This is a genomic window from Streptomyces pseudoechinosporeus, from assembly GCF_054783935.1.
Map to the genome: position 1 here is coordinate 214,697 of NZ_BAAGPS010000001.1, position 15,102 is coordinate 229,798.

Annotated in this window: 15 protein-coding genes; 7 read left to right on the forward strand and 8 right to left on the reverse strand. The window is 69.4% G+C overall.

Features of this window, described 5'->3' with window-relative positions; all coding sequences use genetic code 11:
* Positions 1 to 59: 59 nt before the first annotated feature.
* Positions 60 to 311, forward strand: coding sequence for a hypothetical protein (locus tag ACYVO6_RS00980; protein WP_461056454.1), 252 nt, complete (start codon positions 60 to 62; stop codon positions 309 to 311).
* Positions 312 to 363: 52 nt separating this feature from the next.
* Here ACYVO6_RS00980 and argH read toward each other — a convergent pair whose 3' ends face one another.
* Complete coding sequence (gene argH, locus ACYVO6_RS00985) at positions 364 to 1,791, reverse strand: argininosuccinate lyase (RefSeq protein WP_461056455.1); 1,428 nt, start codon at positions 1,789 to 1,791, stop codon at positions 364 to 366.
* 87 nt (positions 1,792 to 1,878) lie between these two features.
* A complete protein-coding gene (locus ACYVO6_RS00990) occupies positions 1,879 to 3,072 on the reverse strand; it encodes an argininosuccinate synthase (RefSeq protein WP_461056456.1) in 1,194 nt (397 codons plus the stop codon).
* A gap of 252 nt (positions 3,073 to 3,324) precedes the next feature.
* Between ACYVO6_RS00990 and ACYVO6_RS00995 the strand changes: the two genes are divergently transcribed.
* The 6 genes from ACYVO6_RS00995 (at position 3,325) to ACYVO6_RS01020 (ending at position 9,124) form a co-directional block, all read left to right on the forward strand.
* On the forward strand, positions 3,325 to 4,227 hold the full coding sequence (locus ACYVO6_RS00995) for a hypothetical protein (protein ID WP_461056457.1): 903 nt from the start codon (positions 3,325 to 3,327) through the stop codon (positions 4,225 to 4,227).
* Between the two features lie 134 nt (positions 4,228 to 4,361).
* The gene (locus tag ACYVO6_RS01000) at positions 4,362 to 4,949 is read left to right on the forward strand and encodes a pyridoxamine 5'-phosphate oxidase family protein (protein ID WP_461056458.1); all 588 of its coding nucleotides are present in this window, start codon (positions 4,362 to 4,364) and stop codon (positions 4,947 to 4,949) included.
* 3 nt (positions 4,950 to 4,952) lie between these two features.
* Entirely contained in the window at positions 4,953 to 5,642 is a 690-nt protein-coding gene (locus ACYVO6_RS01005) for a L,D-transpeptidase family protein (protein WP_461056459.1), read from the forward strand.
* Positions 5,643 to 5,804: 162 nt separating this feature from the next.
* The gene (locus tag ACYVO6_RS01010) at positions 5,805 to 7,184 is read left to right on the forward strand and encodes a ferredoxin reductase family protein (RefSeq protein WP_461056460.1); all 1,380 of its coding nucleotides are present in this window, start codon (positions 5,805 to 5,807) and stop codon (positions 7,182 to 7,184) included.
* 19 nt (positions 7,185 to 7,203) lie between these two features.
* Positions 7,204 to 8,334, forward strand: coding sequence for an FMN-binding protein (locus tag ACYVO6_RS01015; protein WP_461056461.1), 1,131 nt, complete (start codon positions 7,204 to 7,206; stop codon positions 8,332 to 8,334).
* 52 nt (positions 8,335 to 8,386) lie between these two features.
* The gene (locus tag ACYVO6_RS01020; protein WP_461056713.1) at positions 8,387 to 9,124 is read left to right on the forward strand and encodes an FAD:protein FMN transferase; all 738 of its coding nucleotides are present in this window, start codon (positions 8,387 to 8,389) and stop codon (positions 9,122 to 9,124) included.
* A 21-nt stretch (positions 9,125 to 9,145) separates the two neighbouring features.
* Here the strand turns inward: ACYVO6_RS01020 and ACYVO6_RS01025 are convergent, their stop codons facing one another.
* The 6 genes from ACYVO6_RS01025 to ACYVO6_RS01050 all read right to left on the reverse strand — a co-directional run bounded on the left by ACYVO6_RS01025 (position 9,146) and on the right by ACYVO6_RS01050 (position 14,987).
* Entirely contained in the window at positions 9,146 to 9,682 is a 537-nt protein-coding gene (locus tag ACYVO6_RS01025) for an arginine repressor (protein ID WP_033323478.1), read from the reverse strand.
* Positions 9,683 to 9,692: 10 nt separating this feature from the next.
* Positions 9,693 to 10,892 carry an acetylornithine transaminase gene (locus tag ACYVO6_RS01030; RefSeq protein WP_461056462.1) on the reverse strand — a complete coding sequence of 400 codons (1,200 nt, stop codon included), beginning with the start codon at positions 10,890 to 10,892 and terminating at the stop codon, positions 9,693 to 9,695.
* Positions 10,889 to 11,815, reverse strand: coding sequence for an acetylglutamate kinase (argB, locus tag ACYVO6_RS01035; RefSeq protein ID WP_461056463.1), 927 nt, complete (start codon positions 11,813 to 11,815; stop codon positions 10,889 to 10,891). Before argB ends, ACYVO6_RS01030 begins: the two co-directional genes overlap by 4 nt.
* On the reverse strand, positions 11,812 to 12,963 hold the full coding sequence (argJ, locus tag ACYVO6_RS01040) for a bifunctional glutamate N-acetyltransferase/amino-acid acetyltransferase ArgJ (protein ID WP_461056464.1): 1,152 nt from the start codon (positions 12,961 to 12,963) through the stop codon (positions 11,812 to 11,814). Before argJ ends, argB begins: the two co-directional genes overlap by 4 nt.
* Entirely contained in the window at positions 12,960 to 13,988 is a 1,029-nt protein-coding gene (argC, locus tag ACYVO6_RS01045) for an N-acetyl-gamma-glutamyl-phosphate reductase (protein WP_461056465.1), read from the reverse strand. Before argC ends, argJ begins: the two co-directional genes overlap by 4 nt.
* 234 nt (positions 13,989 to 14,222) lie before the next feature.
* Complete coding sequence (locus tag ACYVO6_RS01050) at positions 14,223 to 14,987, reverse strand: phosphotransferase (RefSeq protein WP_461056466.1); 765 nt, start codon at positions 14,985 to 14,987, stop codon at positions 14,223 to 14,225.
* Positions 14,988 to 15,102 lie beyond the last annotated feature (115 nt).

Here is a 15,102-nt window from a genome sequence, read left to right on the forward strand (position 1 = left end):
ACCTGATGCTCTTGGCCGTGTACCCGATGTCGTCCCACTCGGCTGAAGGAGCCACCGACATGGCACGTCGTACCCGTAAGACAGTTGTCGTCGCCGCCACTGTGCTGGCCGTCGCGGGCCTGGCCGGAGGCGGTGTCGCCATCGCCGCCGACGGTGACGAACCGCCGCGCGACAAGATCGAGTTCATCGTCGAGGAAGGCACGTCGAACAGCGGAACCAGCGCCTGGAGCGACGAGGACTGCCCTGAGAAGGACGGGGGCGTGGGCAGCACCCCGTCCGAGTCCACGGGCGATCCGGCCGACGCGCTGTGACCGCCGCACTGCCGCACTGACCCCAGGCATTGGCGGGCGCTCGCCCAACCCCTTACTTGCGGGCGTTCGCCCACGCGTGCTGGGCCACCACGTCCGCCTTGACCTCGGCGAGCTGGACCGCGACCGCGCTGGGTGCCGTACCGCCGCGGCCGTTGCGGGAGGCGAGGGCGCCGGGGACGTTGAGGACGGTGCGTACCTCGGGGGTCAGGTGCGCGGAGATCTTCGCGAACTGTTCGTCGGTCAGCTGGTCCAGCTCCTTGCCCTCGGCCTCGGCGACCTTCACGCACTCGCCCGCGACCTCGTGCGCGACCCGAAACGGCACACCCTGCTTGACCAGCCACTCGGCGATGTCGGTGGCGAGCGAGAAACCGGCCGGGGCCAGCTCCTCCATGCGCTCGCGGTTGACGGTCAGGGTGGCCATCATGCCGGTGAAGGCGGGGAGCAGGACCTCCAGCTGGTCGCAGGAGTCGAAGACCGGCTCCTTGTCCTCCTGGAGGTCGCGGTTGTACGCGAGGGGCAGGGCCTTGAGCGTCGCCATGAGCCCCGTGAGATTGCCGATGAGCCGGCCCGACTTGCCGCGCGCCAGCTCCGCGATGTCCGGGTTCTTCTTCTGCGGCATGATCGAGGAGCCGGTGGAGAAGGCGTCGTGGAGGGTGACGAAGGAGAACTCCTTCGTGTTCCAGATGATGATCTCCTCGGCGATCCGGGAGAGGTTCACACCGATCATCGCGGTGATGAAGGCGAACTCGGCGGCGAAGTCCCGCGAGGCCGTCCCGTCGATGGAGTTGCCCGAGCTGCCGTGCTCGAAGCCGAGGTCGCGGGCGACGGCCTCCGGGTCGAGTCCCAGACTGCTGCCGGCCAGGGCTCCCGAGCCGTACGGCGACACCGCCGTCCGCTCGTCCCACTGACGCAGCCGCTCGGCGTCCCGGGACAGGGACTGCGCGTGGGCCAGTACGTGATGCGCGAAGAGCACCGGCTGCGCGTGCTGAAGATGCGTACGGCCCGGCATGGCGACGTCCGGGTGGGCCTCGGCCAGGCCGATCAGGGCGTCCTGGAGGTCGGCGATCAGGCCGCCGATGATGCGGGCGTGGTCGCGCAGGTACATCCGGAAGAGCGTGGCGACCTGGTCGTTGCGCGAGCGGCCCGCGCGCAGCTTGCCGCCGAGGTCCGGGCCGATCCGCTCCAGCAGGCCGCGCTCCAGCGCGGTGTGGACGTCCTCGTCGGCGATGGTGCCGACGAGGGAGCCGTCTGCGACATCGGCTTCGAGCTGGTCGAGCCCTTGGAGCATGCGCTCCAGCTCGTCGGCCGTGAGGAGGTTCGCCTTGTGCAGCACGCGCGCGTGGGCTCGCGAACCGGCGATGTCGTACGGCGCGAGCCGCCAGTCGAAGTGGACGGACGCGGACAGCTTCGCCAGGGCCTCGGCTGGACCGTCGGCGAAACGGCCGCCCCAGAGCCGTACGTCACCGCTGTTGCTGCTCACTTGCTCTGCTCCTCGGAGTGATGATGTGCGACCGCCTCCCCACCCTTGCAGGTGAGGAGGCGGCTGTCAGGCCAGTACGTACGAGTCTTACGCCAGGTCGCGCTTGGCCGCGATCTTCGACGACAGGCTGTAGATGTCGATGAAGCCCTTGGCCGCGGACTGGTCGAAGGAGTCGCCCGTGTCGTACGTAGCGAGATTGAAGTCGTACAGCGACGACTCGGAGCGCCGGCCGGTGACGACGGCGCGACCGCCGTGCAGGGTCATCCGGATGTCGCCGGATACGTGCTGGTTGGCCTCGTTGATGAAGCCGTCCAGGGCGCGCTTGAGCGGGGAGAACCACTGGCCGTCGTAGACCAGTTCGCCCCAGCGCTGCTCGACCTGCCGCTTGTAGCGGGCCAGTTCGCGCTCGACGGTGACGTTCTCCAGCTCCTGGTGGGCCGTGATCAGCGCGATGGCGCCGGGAGCCTCGTACACCTCACGGGACTTGATGCCGACCAGGCGGTCCTCGACCATGTCGATCCGGCCGATGCCCTGGGCGCCGGCGCGCTGGTTGAGCTGCTGGATGGCCTGCAGGACGGTGACGGGCTTGCCGTCGATCGCGACCGGGACGCCCGCCTTGAAGGTGACGATCACCTCGTCGGGCTCCCGCGGGAGCGCGGGGTTCTGCGTGTACTCGTAGACGTCCTCGATCGGGGCGTTCCAGATGTCCTCCAGGAAGCCGGTCTCGACGGCGCGTCCGAAGACGTTCTGGTCGATGGAGTACGGCGACTTCTTGGTGGTGGCGATCGGCAGGCCCTTCTCCTCGCAGAAGGCGATCGCCTTGTCCCGGGTCATCGCGTAGTCGCGGACCGGGGCGATGCACTTGAGGTCGGGGGCGAGGGCGACGATGCCGGCCTCGAAGCGGACCTGGTCGTTGCCCTTGCCGGTGCAGCCGTGGGCGACCGTGGTGGCGCCGTGCTTCTGGGCGGCGGCGACGAGGTGCTTGACGATGGTCGGCCGGGAGAGGGCGGAGACCAGCGGGTAGCGGTCCATGTAGAGGGCGTTGGCCTTGATCGCCGGGAGGCAGTACTCCTCGGCGAACTCGTCCCTGGCGTCCGCGACCTCGGCCTCGACGGCACCGCAGGCGAGCGCGCGCTTGCGGATGACGTCCAGGTCCTCGCCGCCCTGACCGACGTCCACGGCAACGGCGATGACCTCGGCGCCCGTCTCCTCGGCGATCCAGCCGATGGCGACGGAGGTGTCCAGGCCGCCCGAGTAGGCGAGTACGACGCGCTCGGTCACGGGTTTCTCCTCACAGTGCATTCGCTGACATGCATGAGTATGCAGCACTCTGCATGGTTCGTCAATCTCGGGGTCCGCTGGAGAGTACGGCGAACAAATCTCAGGTTTCCTTTGAACGGGGGAAATCGCTTTCCCGTATCTCCCGCTGAACGCAGGCGCCGCGTTTGTAAACCGCTGTACCGCAACCGCACAGACAGCACGCCGCCCGAGGGACCACGGGCGGCCCACCCCCGACCAGAGCGAGGCTTCCGCATGTCCAGGGCTCTCCCGAAGTACAACAAGCGCCGCGTGGCGATGATCGGCGGCGCCGCCGCGGTGGTGTTGTCCGGCGCCGTGATCGCCGGATCGGCCTTGGCCGGAGAGACGTCGAACAACGGCGAGCAGGCCGCCACGAACGCGTCGCCCGGCACGGTGAACTGTCCGGCCGTCGAGGGCAGCCTTCCCGAGATCCCGGCCTCCGCACAGGCCGAGGTGGAGCGCAACCTCACCCTCCTCGACACCCAGATCTCCGAGGCCGACCAGCGCCTCGTCGACACCGTCGGCCAGGGCGGCCCCAACTTCGTCCAGAACGCCATCCTCGGCCCGCTCGAAGACAAGCGCATCGCCACCCTGAACCGCATCGAGACCGCCATCGGCCGCGCCGCCGAGAAGCCCGAAGGCCTCGAAGCCCTCGCGGCCTGCACCCTCGATGCGGGTGGCGCGGCTGACGCGGGCGGCGAAGCCGAGGAGGAGCCGACCGAGGCGGCCACCGGCGCGGCTGGCGAGAACGAGGCCGGCGCCGGAGCCGGGGACGCGGCCGGTGACGCCGGAGACGCGGAGGACGCGGGCGGAGCCGAGGACGCGGGCAACGCCGGCGCCGCGGGCACCATCAGCTGCCCCGACGTCGAGCCGAGCCTGCCCGCCGAGATCCCCGCTTCCGCACAGGCCGAGGTGGACAGCAACCTTGCCCAGCTCGACACCCAGATCGCCGAGGCCAACCAGCGCCTCGTCGACACCGTCGGCCAGGGCGGCCCCAACTTCGTCCAGAACGCCATCCTCGGCCCGCTCGAAGACAAGCGCGTCGCCGCACTCAACCGCATCGAGACGGCGATCGGCCGCGCCGCCGAGAAGCCCGAAGGCCTCGAAGCGCTCGCGGCCTGCGAGCTCAACCAGTAGCGACACCAAGTAAGCCCTCCGTGGCCGCCCCGAGCGCTGGGCCGGGGCGGCCACGGAGCCCGCAGGCCCCAGGGCGCGCAATGGGTGCGCAATTCCTTAGACAGCCAAAGGAGTTGCGCCAATAATCGTTGGACATGGGAAAGACCTACGAGCGCATAGACGGCCGACTGCGTACGTTCATCGAGGCGCAGCCCCTCTTCTTCACCGCGACCGCGCCCCTGTCCGGCGACGGCACGGTCAACCTCTCCCCCAAGGGCCTCAAGGGCTCGTTCGCGGTCCTCGACGAACTCACCGTCGCCTACCTGGACTTCGCCGGAAGCAACGCCGAGACGATCGCCCACCTGCGGGAGAACGGCCGGATCACGCTGATGTGGTGCGCCTTCCAGGGCCCGCCGAACATCGTCCGCGTACACGGCCACGGGGAGCCCGTCTTCCGTGACGACCCACGCTTCAAGGAACTGCTCGCCCACTTCCCGGACATCGACCCGACCCCGCACGGCCTGCGCGCGATCATCGTCGTGACGGCCGAACTCATCCGCGACACCTGCGGCTACGCGGTGCCCTTCATGGCGTACGAGGAAGACCGCGAGCTGCACGCCAAGCGCTTCGCGCGGGAGGACGACGTGTCGCTGGACGCGTACTTCCAGAAGAAGGAGCACGTGGCGACCAGCCTGGATGGGCTACCCGGGCTGCCGTTGCCCCTGCCGCCCCATAGCGTCTGAGGCATGCGCCTCGGAGCCGCCGTCCTCGCGTCCGTGTCCCTCCTCGTCGCCGCTCCCGGCAGTCAACCACCGCTGCCCGAGCGGATGGCGGACACGGGCGGCGGCAGCCAGCTGATCACCGCCCGGGCCTCCCGGACGTCCTCGACGACCGGAACGGTCACCTGGTGGGACCGGCGCGACGGCCGCTGGGTGAGGGCCGGCTCCGCGCCGGCCCGTTTCGGTGCGAGAGGGCTCGTCGAGGGCGGCTCGCGCAAGCAGGGCACGAACACCACACCCACCGGCCTGTACGACCTGCCGTACGCCTTCGGCATCGAGCCGGCGCCGAAGGGGACGACCGCCACGTACCGCCGCGTGCGCCAGAACTCCTGGTGGTGCCAGGACAACGACTCGCGCTCCTACAACCGCTGGACCGAGCCGCGCCCGGCCGACTGCAGGGCCGCCGAGTCCGAGCACCTGATCTCGTACGGAACGCAGTACGCGTACGCGCTCGTCATCGGCTTCAACTACGAGCGGCCCGTGCCCGGGCGGGGCGCCGGGATCTTCCTGCATGTCAACGGGCGTGGGGCGACGGCCGGTTGTGTGTCCGTGCCGCGGGACGCGATGCGGCGAATCCTGAACTGGGCGGATCCGGCGCGCAGGCCGCACATCGCGATCGGGACGGAGAGCGGTCCGACCTCGATCGTCCGCTACTGAGGTCGACCAGGCCCTTTGCGCAGACCCTCCGTGCCGCCGCCGGGTTACCGCGAGTCGCAGCAGTTCACCCCTTGCTCCCTGGTGCATTGAACAAGCTGCCGTCCCGGGACGTACCACTGGGCCAAGGGCCACTCCCCCTCTCGCCAGTCCCACGGAGGAACCGTGAGTACGATCGCCGGCGGTCGCGCTGCGCGGCGCCAGACGTTGCGCCGCATCCGCCCTCGCCGCAATCCCGCAGTCCCGCTGCTGCTCGCTGTCTGGGCGGGTGCGGTGGGGGTGGTCTGGCTGTGGTGGAGCAACACTCCGGCCATCGCCAACAACACGGACCGGATACTCAACGCAGGCCGGATCACCGGTCTGCTGGCCGGTTACCTGATGGCCCTCGTGGTGTTGCAGATGGCCCGGGTGCCGGCGCTGGAGCGCCGCGTCGGCTCGGACCGCGTCGCCCGCTGGCACGCGATGAGCGGCCGCTACACGCTCTGCCTGGTCCTCGCCCATCTCATCCTGACCATGTACGGCTACGCGTTGCAGGCCGGACTCGGGTTCTCCGGGATCGTCGAGCAGACCATCGACTCGGTCAACACGCTGCCGGACATGGGCAAGGCCGCGATCGGCACGAGTCTGCTGCTGTTCATCGGGCTGATCTCCATCGGCGGGATTCGGCGCAGGATCCCGTACGACACCTGGTACCACATCCATCTGCTCACCTACGCGGCCGTGTACCTGTCCTTCTGGCACCAGCTGTCCACGGGCAATGACTTCGCCGTCCAGCCCGCCGCGACCACGGCCTGGTACGCGCTGTACGGGACGGTGACCGCGCTGGCGCTCTGGTACCGGGTGCTCGTGCCGATCCGGCTGAACATGCGGCACCGTATGCGGGTCGCGGACGTCGTCGAGGAGGCACCCGGGGTCGTCTCGGTGCTGATCTCGGGGCGGCGGCTGCACCGCATCGGCGCCGAGGCCGGACAGTTCTTCCGGTGGCGGTTCCTGGCGGCGGGCATGCGGCTCAGCTCGCACCCGTACTCCCTGTCGGCGGCGCCGCGCCCCAACATGCTGCGCATCACGGTCAAGTCGATCGGCGACCACAGCGCCAGGCTGCGCGAACTGGAGCCCGGTACCCGCGTCTGGGCCGAGGGCCCGTACGGCGCGATGACCGCCTCCCGGCGCAGAAGCGGCAAGGTGCTGCTGATCGCGGGCGGTGTCGGGATCACGCCGATGCGGGCGCTGTTCGAGACACTGCCCGGCTCGCCCGGCGATCTGACGCTGCTGTACCGGGCCAACAGCACCCAGGACCTGGCCCTGTGGGACGAGCTGGCCGCCATCGCCGACGAGCGCGGTGCCCGGCTCATGTACGCGGTCAACAGCCCGGACGGGGAACGCCCCGACATCTCGGCGGAGACCCTGCGCAGAAAGCTGCCGGACGTCGACAGCCATGACGTTTTCCTGTGCGGGCCTCCCGGCTTCGCACAGCAGGTCTACGAAGCACTCCGCGGCGCGGGCGTACCGGCCCGCCGCATCCATCACGAGTCGTTCGAGATGTGAGCGACGGGAGTCAGGAGCGATGAAGAAGAGTCACCCCATCCGGCGTGTCATGCTCGCAACCGCCGCTACCGTGTCCGGGATCGTGCTGGTTCTGTCGCTGAAGCCGGCGTCGGACCCGTCATCGTCCGCATCCGCGCAGGGCGGAGCGTCGCCGCAGGGAGGCGCGCAGCAGTCGGCCGTCCAGGACGGCACGGTCACCGGAACCGCGGCCACGACCGAGTACGGCCCCGTCCAGGTCCGTGTCACCATGGCTGGCGGAAAGATCACCAAGTCCGAGGCGGTGCAACAGCCGAAGGGCGGACGCAGCGACCAGATCAGCGCCGACGCGATCCCCAAGCTCAACCAGGCGGCCGTCACCGCGGGCAGCGCCGACATCGACGCCGTCTCCGGCGCCACCTACACCAGCGCCGGCTACAAGAAGTCCCTCCAGTCCGCCCTCGACAAGGCAGCCCAGTCCGGTGGCGGCGGGTCGTCCTCCGGCTCGGCCCAGGCCCAGACGGTCACCGGAGACGTGGCCACAACCGAGTACGGCCCCGTCCAGGTCCGCGTCACCATGGCCGGCGGAAAGATCACCAAGGCCGAGGCGGTACAGAAGCCGACCGGTGGGCGCAGCGACCAGATCAGCGGCAACTCCGTCCCCAAGCTCAACCAGGCGGCCGTCACCGCGGGCAGCGCCGACATCGACGCCGTCTCCGGCGCCACCTACACCAGCGCCGGCTACAAGAAGTCCCTCCAGTCCGCCCTCGACAAGGCAGCCAAGTCCGGCGGCGGTTCCGCCCAGGCCGGTTCCGGCAGTGGATCCGGGCAGACCGGTTCCGGCAGTGGTAGCGGGTCCTCCGGCAGTGACGGTGGCGGGTCCTCCGATGCGGCGGCCGATGCCCGCATCGTGACCGGCAGTGTCTCCGAGACGGAGTACGGCCCCGTCCAGGTCCGTATCACCATGAACGGCGACAAGATCACCAAGGCCGAGGCGGTACAGAAGCCGAAGGGCGGACGCAGCGACCAGGTCAGCGCCAACTCGATCCCCAAGCTCAACCAAGCCGCTGTCGCCGCGGGCAGCGCCGACATCGACGCCGTCTCCGGAGCCTCCTACACCAGCGCCGGCTACAAGCAGTCCCTCCAGAACGCCCTGGACCAGGTCGGTGGCTGAGGTGGCGGATCCCGCGCAGGCGCTCCCCGCGGTGCGTCACGCGGAGGAGGTGATGGGCACGGTCGTCTCGTTCGACGTGCGCGGGGGCGAAGCGGCGGCCGTGCAGACCGCGTTGGAGGAGGCGATCGCCCAACTCCACGTGGTGGACGCGGTGTTCAGCACCTACAAGGAGGACAGCCAGATCTCCCGGCTCGGCCGGGGTGAGCTGACAGTCGAGGACTGCGACCCGGAGGTCGCCGAGGTCCTCGAACTGTGCGCCGAGGCCGAGCGGTTGAGCGACGGCTGGTTCAGCACGAAGTACGCGGGTGTCGTCGACCCGACCGGTCTGGTGAAGGGCTGGTCGGTCGAGCGTGCGGCCCGGCATCTCATGGCGGCCGGGGCGAGCGGCGTCAGCGTGAACGGCGGTGGCGATGTGCAGTTGCTCGGCACGCCGGGGCCCGAGCGGCCCTGGCGGGTCGGTGTCTCGGACCCGCTGCGCCCCGGTTCCCTCGCGGCGGTCGTCTCCGCGGCGGGCGCCGACGAACTGGCCGTCGCCACCTCGGGTTCCGCCGAGCGCGGCGTCCACATCGTGGACCCGGGCACCGGCAAGTCCGCGGTCACCGACCTGGTGGCCGTGACCGTGGTGAGCCCCCGGCTCACCTGGGCGGACGCCTGGGCGACGGCGGCCTTCGCGATGGGCGCCCGGCACGCCCTCAGCTGGCTGGAGTCCCTGCCTGACGTCGAGGCCCTGCTCATCACGGCGGGCGACGAGGTCCGTTGCACTGGAGGTCTCGGCGCCCGCCTGGGGTGAGCCCCGACAAGGGCGTACGCCTCAATGGTTGTTCTGAGCCAACCGCAACAAGTGATCGGCCAGAGCCTGACCCCCACTGGGGTCACGGCTGATCAGCAGCAGCGTGTCGTCACCCGCGATCGTGCCGAGGATGTCGTGCAGCTCGGCCTGGTCGATGGCCGAAGCGAGGAACTGTGCGGCGCCCGGCGGCGTACGCAGCACCACGAGGTTCGCCGACGCCTCCGCGGAGATCAGCAGCTCCGCGGAGAGGCGCCGCATCCGCTCCTCCTTCGCCGACTCGCCCAGCGGTGCGCGCGGGGTGCGGAAGCCGCCCTCGCTCGGTACCGCGTAGATCAGGTCGCCGTCGTTGTTGCGGATCTTCACCGCGTTCAGCTCGTCCAGATCCCGGGAGAGCGTCGCCTGGGTGACGGTCAGCCCGTCGTCGGCGAGGAGCTTCGCCAACTGGCTCTGGGAGCGCACCGGTTGCCGGTTGAGGATGTCCACGATCCGGCGGTGGCGTGCGGTGCGGGTCTGCGGCACGGCAGGCCCGGCGTGCTCGTGATCCTGCGCCTGACTCATCGTCGTCGTCTCATTCTTTGGCTCGTCCGTCCCCGTTGGCTACCGCGTCCAGGACACCGGGAAGGGCCTGGAGCAGCGCGTCCACCTCGTCGTCGCCGAGGTTCAGCGGCGGCATCAGCCGTACGACATCGGGGGCGGGCGCGTTCACCAGAAGGCCGGCGTCCTGAGCCGCCTGCTGCACCTGGGGCGCGAGCGGCTCGGTGAGCACGATACCCAGGAGCAGGCCCGAGCCACGGACATAGTCGATCATTGGGTGGCCCAGTGCCTCCACCCCACCGCGCAGCTTCTCGCTCGTACGCTTCACGTTCTCCAGCAGACCCTCGGCCTCGATGGTGTCGAGGACAGCGAGCCCGGCGGCGCAGGCGACCGGGTTCCCGCCGAACGTCGTGCCGTGGTGACCGGGCTTCAGCAGCTGGGCGGCGCGGCCGAAGGCGACGGTCGCGCCGAGGGGCAGTCCGCCGCCGAGACCCTTGGCGAGGGTGACGATGTCGGGCAGGACGCCCTCGTGGGCCTGGTACTCGAACCAGTGCCCGGTCCGTCCGACGCCCGTCTGTACCTCGTCGAGGACGAGGAGGGTGCCGGTGGCCGCGGTGATGGCGCGGACTGCCTTGAGGTAGCCGGGGGGCGGTACGACCACGCCGTTCTCGCCCTGCACCGGCTCGACGATCACGAGTGCCGTGTCCTCGGTGACGGCGGCGGCCAGCGCCTTCGCGTCGCCGTACGGGACATGCGTGACGTCGCCCGGCAGCGGCAGGAACGGCTCCTGCTTGCCCGGCTGACCGGTGAGCGCGAGCGCGCCCATGGTCCGGCCGTGGAAGCCGCCTTGCGTGGCGACCATGTGCGAACGCCCGGTCAGCCGCCCGATCTTGAAGGCACCCTCGTTGGCCTCGGCCCCCGAGTTGCAGAAGTACACGCGCCCGTCGCGGCCGAAGAGCTGGAGCAGCCGTTCGGCGAGCGCGACGGGCGGCTCGGCGACGAAGAGGTTGGAGACATGGCCGAGGGAGGCGATCTGCTTGCTGACGGCCTCGACGATCGCGGGGTGGGCGTGGCCGAGCGCGTTCACCGCGATCCCGCCGACGAAGTCGAGGTACTCCTTGCCGTCGGCGTCCCAGAGCTTCGTGCCCTCGCCGCGGACGAGGGGCAGCCGTGGGGTGCCGTAGTTGTCCATGAGAGCGCCCTGCCAGCGCGTGGTCAGCTCCTGGTTGGTCATGACTCCCCCACTGCGTCGTTCGCTACGTCGTTCTCTGCGTCCGGCACGACCATCGTGCCGATGCCCTCGTCGGTGAAGATCTCCAGCAGGATCGAGTGCTGGACGCGCCCGTCGATCACGCGGGCGGTGTTCACGCCGTTGCGGACGGCGTGCAGACAGCCCTCCATCTTCGGCACCATGCCGCTGGCCAGCTCGGGCAGCAGCTTCTCCAGCTGCTTCGCGGTGAGGCGGCTGATCACCTCGTCGGAGTTCGGCCAGTCTTCGTAGAGTCCCTCGACGTCCGTGAGGACCATGAGGGTTTCGGCGCCAAGTGCCGCAGCGAGTGCCGCAGCCGCCGTATCAGCATTGACGTTGTAGACATGTCCGTCGTCCTGGGAACGGGCGATCGAGGAGATGACCGGGATCCTGCCGTCCTCGAGCAGTGCCTCGATCGCGCCTGTGTCGATTGCGGTGATCTCACCGACCCGCCCGATGTCGACCAACTCCCCGTCGATCTCGGGCTGGTGCTTGGTGGCGGTGATGGTGTGCGCGTCCTCGCCGGTCATTCCGACAGCGAGCGGCCCGTGCTGGTTGAGCAGCCCGACCAGCTCGCGCTGCACATGTCCGGCGAGGACCATGCGTACGACGTCCATGGCATCCTCGGTGGTGACCCTGAGGCCCGCCTTGAACTCGCTGACGATGCCGTGCTGGTCCAGGGCCGCGCTGATCTGCGGCCCGCCTCCGTGCACGACGACGGGCTTGAGGCCGGCGTGGTGCAGGAACACGACGTCCTGCGCGAACGCGGCCTTCAGCTCCTCGTCGATCATGGCGTTGCCGCCGAACTTGATGACGACGGTCTTGCCGTTGTGCCGCACCAGCCAGGGCAGCGCCTCGATGAGGATCTGGGCCTTGGGGAGGGCGGTGTGCTTACGAGTAGTGCTCATGACGAGTACGCGCTGTTCTCGTGGACGTAGTCCGCGGTGAGGTCGTTGGTCCAGATCGTGGCGGTCTCATCGCCTGCCGCGAGGTCGGCGACGATGTGCACCTCGCGGTAGCGCATGTCGACCTTGTCGCGGTCCTCGCCGACACCGCCGTTCTTGCAGACCCATACGCCGTTGATGGCGACGTTCAACTGGTCGGGCTCGAAGGCCGCTTGGGTCGTACCGATGGCGGACAGGACGCGGCCCCAGTTGGGGTCCTCGCCGTGGATCGCGCACTTGAGGAGGTTGTTGCGGGCGATGGAGCGGCCCACCTCGACGGCGTCGTCCTCGGTCGCGGCGTTGACGACCTCGACCTTGATGTCCTTGCTGGCGCCCTCGGCGTCCCGGATGAGCTGCTGCCCGAGGTCGTCACAGACCGCGCGTACGGCCTCGGCGAACTCGGCGTATTCCGGGGTGACTTGGGAGGCGCCGGAGGCGAGCAGCAGGACGGTGTCGTTGGTGGACATGCAGCCGTCGGAGTCGACGCGGTCGAAGGTGACCTTCGTGGCCGCCCGCAGCGCCTTGTCCAGTACGTCGCTCTCGACGTCGGCGTCCGTGGTGAGGACGACGAGCATGGTGGCGAGGCCGGGGGCGAGCATGCCCGCGCCCTTGGCCATGCCGCCGACGGTCCAGCCGTTCCCCTCGACAACCGACGTCTTATGGACGGTGTCGGTGGTCTTGATGGCGATGGCGGCCTTCTCACCACCGTGCTCGTTCAGGGACGCGGCGGCCGTCTCAACTCCCTTGAGCAGCTTGTCCATCGGGAGCAGCAGTCCGATGAGCCCGGTGGAGGCGACGGCGACCTCCCCGGCGTTGTGCCCCAGAACCTCGGCGACCTTCTCGGCGGTGGCGTGCGTGTCCTGGAAGCCCTTGGGTCCCGTACAGGCGTTGGCGCCACCGGAGTTGAGGATCACGGCGGAGACGAGGCCGCCCTTGAGGACCTGCTCGGACCACAGCACCGGCGCGGCCTTCACACGGTTGGAGGTGAAGACGCCCGCGGCGGCCAGACGGGGCCCGTTGTTGACCACGAGGGCGAGGTCCGGGTTGCCGTTCTCTTTGATGCCTGCTGCGATGCCGGAGGCGGTGAAGCCCTTGGCAGCGGTGACGCTCACGGTGCGACTCCGATCGTGGAAAGACCCGTGTCCTCGGGCAGTCCGAGGGCGATGTTCATGCTCTGCACCGCGCCGCCCGCGGTGCCTTTGGTGAGGTTGTCGATGGCACTGATCGCGATGATGCGGTGCGCGGCGGCGTCGTACGCGACCTGGATCTGAACGGCGTTGGAACCGTAGACGGACGCGGTCGCGGGCCACTGCCCTTCCGGCAGCAGATGTACGAAGGGCTCGTCGCCGTACGCCTTCTCGTACGCGGCGCGCACGGACTCGGCGGTGACGCCGTCCCGGGCCTTGGCGGTGCACGTGGCGAGGATGCCGCGCGGCATCGGCGCGAGGGTCGGCGTGAAGGAGACGGTGACGGGCTCGCCGGCTGCCGCGCCGAGGTTCTGGATCATCTCAGGGGTGTGCCGGTGGACGCCGCCGACGCCGTACGGCGACATGGAGCCCATGACTTCGCTGCCCAGCAGGTGGGGCTTGGGCGCCTTGCCCGCGCCGGAGGTCCCGGAGGCGGCGACGATCACGGCCTCGGGTTCGGCGAGCCCGGCCGCGTACGCGGGAACGAGCGCGAGCGAGGCGGCGGTCGGGTAGCAGCCGGGTACCGCGATGCGCTTGGACCCCTCCAGCGCGGCGCGGCCACCCGGCAGTTCGGGGAGCCCGTAGGGCCAGGTCCCGGCGTGCTCCGAGCCGTAGAACTTCTCCCAGTCGCCCGCGTCCTTGAGCCGGAAGTCGGCGCCCATGTCCACGACGAGGACGTCGGGGCCGAGCTGCTCGGCAACGGCGGCGGACTGCCCATGGGGCAGGGCGAGGAAGACGACATCGTGCCCGGCGAGGACGTCGGGGCTGGTCTCCTGGAGCACGCGATCGGCGAGTGGCAGCAGATGCGGCTGCAGCGCACCGAGCCGCTGCCCCGCGTTGGAGTTGCCGGTCAGCGCGCCTATCTCGATCTCGGGGTGCGCCAGCAGCAGCCGCAACAGTTCCCCGCCCGCGTACCCACTCGCTCCGGCCACCGCCGCACGTACCGCCATGGAACCCTCCTCTTCGATGGCATGACTATACGTTTCGATGCACGTTTATGCAATCTGTACGGGTGCGTGCCGACCGCCAGGGTGAGACGTTGCGCTTCAGTTGGCGGGTTTGCAGTCGATCTGGCGGGATGCGCACGAGGCGCCGATGGCTGTCTGCGACTTTCGAGATGGATGACCCCTGGTCGCTATGGTCGACACCAGGGGTGGCGGGCGGTCCGGCATTGGGTTGCGGAGTCAGATTGAGAATTCGGCCATTTCAACGATGGCGCGATCAAGATCGGCGGCGACACCTTGCCGTAGCAGCTTGTCGAACAGTGGGTCTCCCTCGGCCGCGAGACGGCGAATGCCCTCGGCATGGGCCTGGGCACGTGCCTGGACCACTTCAATGAACGATGTCAGGCTTCCAGACCAGCCGTAGACGTCGAGGAATCGGTGGAGTCGCCGTGGCCGGGCCGTGAAGTCGGTGAATCCCTCGGCGGCGACGACGTGCCGCGCGTGGAGGGGCACCCAACTGAACGCGGTGAAGGCGAGGTCCCACTCCCGGCTGACGGGGGCGGCGAAATCCCAGTCGAAGAACCCGGCCAGTTCGCCGTCGCGCCAAGCCGCGTTGTAAGGGGCGGCGTCGTTGTGTCCGATGATCAGGCCCGGAGACCACTGACCACCTTCACGCCAGACGGTCCCCTGCGGCGGGATGAAGTCGGCAACCGCCTCGTGGTAGGCGCGCAACCAGCGGGCCACCTGATCGAGAGTGTCCTCCGCATGAGTCCAGGTCGGCCATGGTTTGGCGCTGCCGACAGTCTCGCCCTCCAGGAACGTGAGGATTTCGCGCCCCTCATCATCGATCCCGAGCGGACGCGGTGCACCGTCGAATCCCTTGACCGCCAGGTGGGCGAGAAGCGCATGAACCGCCGGCGTCCAGGGACCAACGGGCCGACGGACCGTATCGCTCACTCGGATCGCACCGCCCGTGTTGCCACCATCAAGCGTCTCCTCAGTCATTGAGAACCTTTCTCTGAACCTGTCGCTCTTCCGCGTGGATCGCGGAAGGGACAGGTATGGAGGACTACGACTACGACTTGGGCGGCCCGAACCGCGTCGGCGGCTGCTCGCAGAA

Bases quoted from the DNA above. Each gene is read 5' to 3' on its own strand.
- ACYVO6_RS01030 (WP_461056462.1), bottom strand. From the start codon at position 10,892: ATGACCAACCAGGAGCTGACCACGCGCTGGCAGGGCGCTCTCATGGAC.
- ACYVO6_RS00995 (WP_461056457.1), top strand. From the start codon at position 3,325: ATGTCCAGGGCTCTCCCGAAGTACAACAAGCGCCGCGTGGCGATGATC.
- ACYVO6_RS01000 (WP_461056458.1), top strand. From the start codon at position 4,362: ATGGGAAAGACCTACGAGCGCATAGACGGCCGACTGCGTACGTTCATC.
- ACYVO6_RS01015 (WP_461056461.1), top strand. From the start codon at position 7,204: ATGAAGAAGAGTCACCCCATCCGGCGTGTCATGCTCGCAACCGCCGCT.
- argC (WP_461056465.1), bottom strand. From the start codon at position 13,988: ATGGCGGTACGTGCGGCGGTGGCCGGAGCGAGTGGGTACGCGGGCGGG.
- argB (WP_461056463.1), bottom strand. From the start codon at position 11,815: ATGAGCACTACTCGTAAGCACACCGCCCTCCCCAAGGCCCAGATCCTC.
- ACYVO6_RS00980 (WP_461056454.1), top strand. From the start codon at position 60: ATGGCACGTCGTACCCGTAAGACAGTTGTCGTCGCCGCCACTGTGCTG.
- ACYVO6_RS01005 (WP_461056459.1), top strand. From the start codon at position 4,953: ATGCGCCTCGGAGCCGCCGTCCTCGCGTCCGTGTCCCTCCTCGTCGCC.
- ACYVO6_RS01025 (WP_033323478.1), bottom strand. From the start codon at position 9,682: ATGAGTCAGGCGCAGGATCACGAGCACGCCGGGCCTGCCGTGCCGCAG.
- ACYVO6_RS01020 (WP_461056713.1), top strand. From the start codon at position 8,387: ATGGGCACGGTCGTCTCGTTCGACGTGCGCGGGGGCGAAGCGGCGGCC.
- ACYVO6_RS01050 (WP_461056466.1), bottom strand. From the start codon at position 14,987: ATGACTGAGGAGACGCTTGATGGTGGCAACACGGGCGGTGCGATCCGA.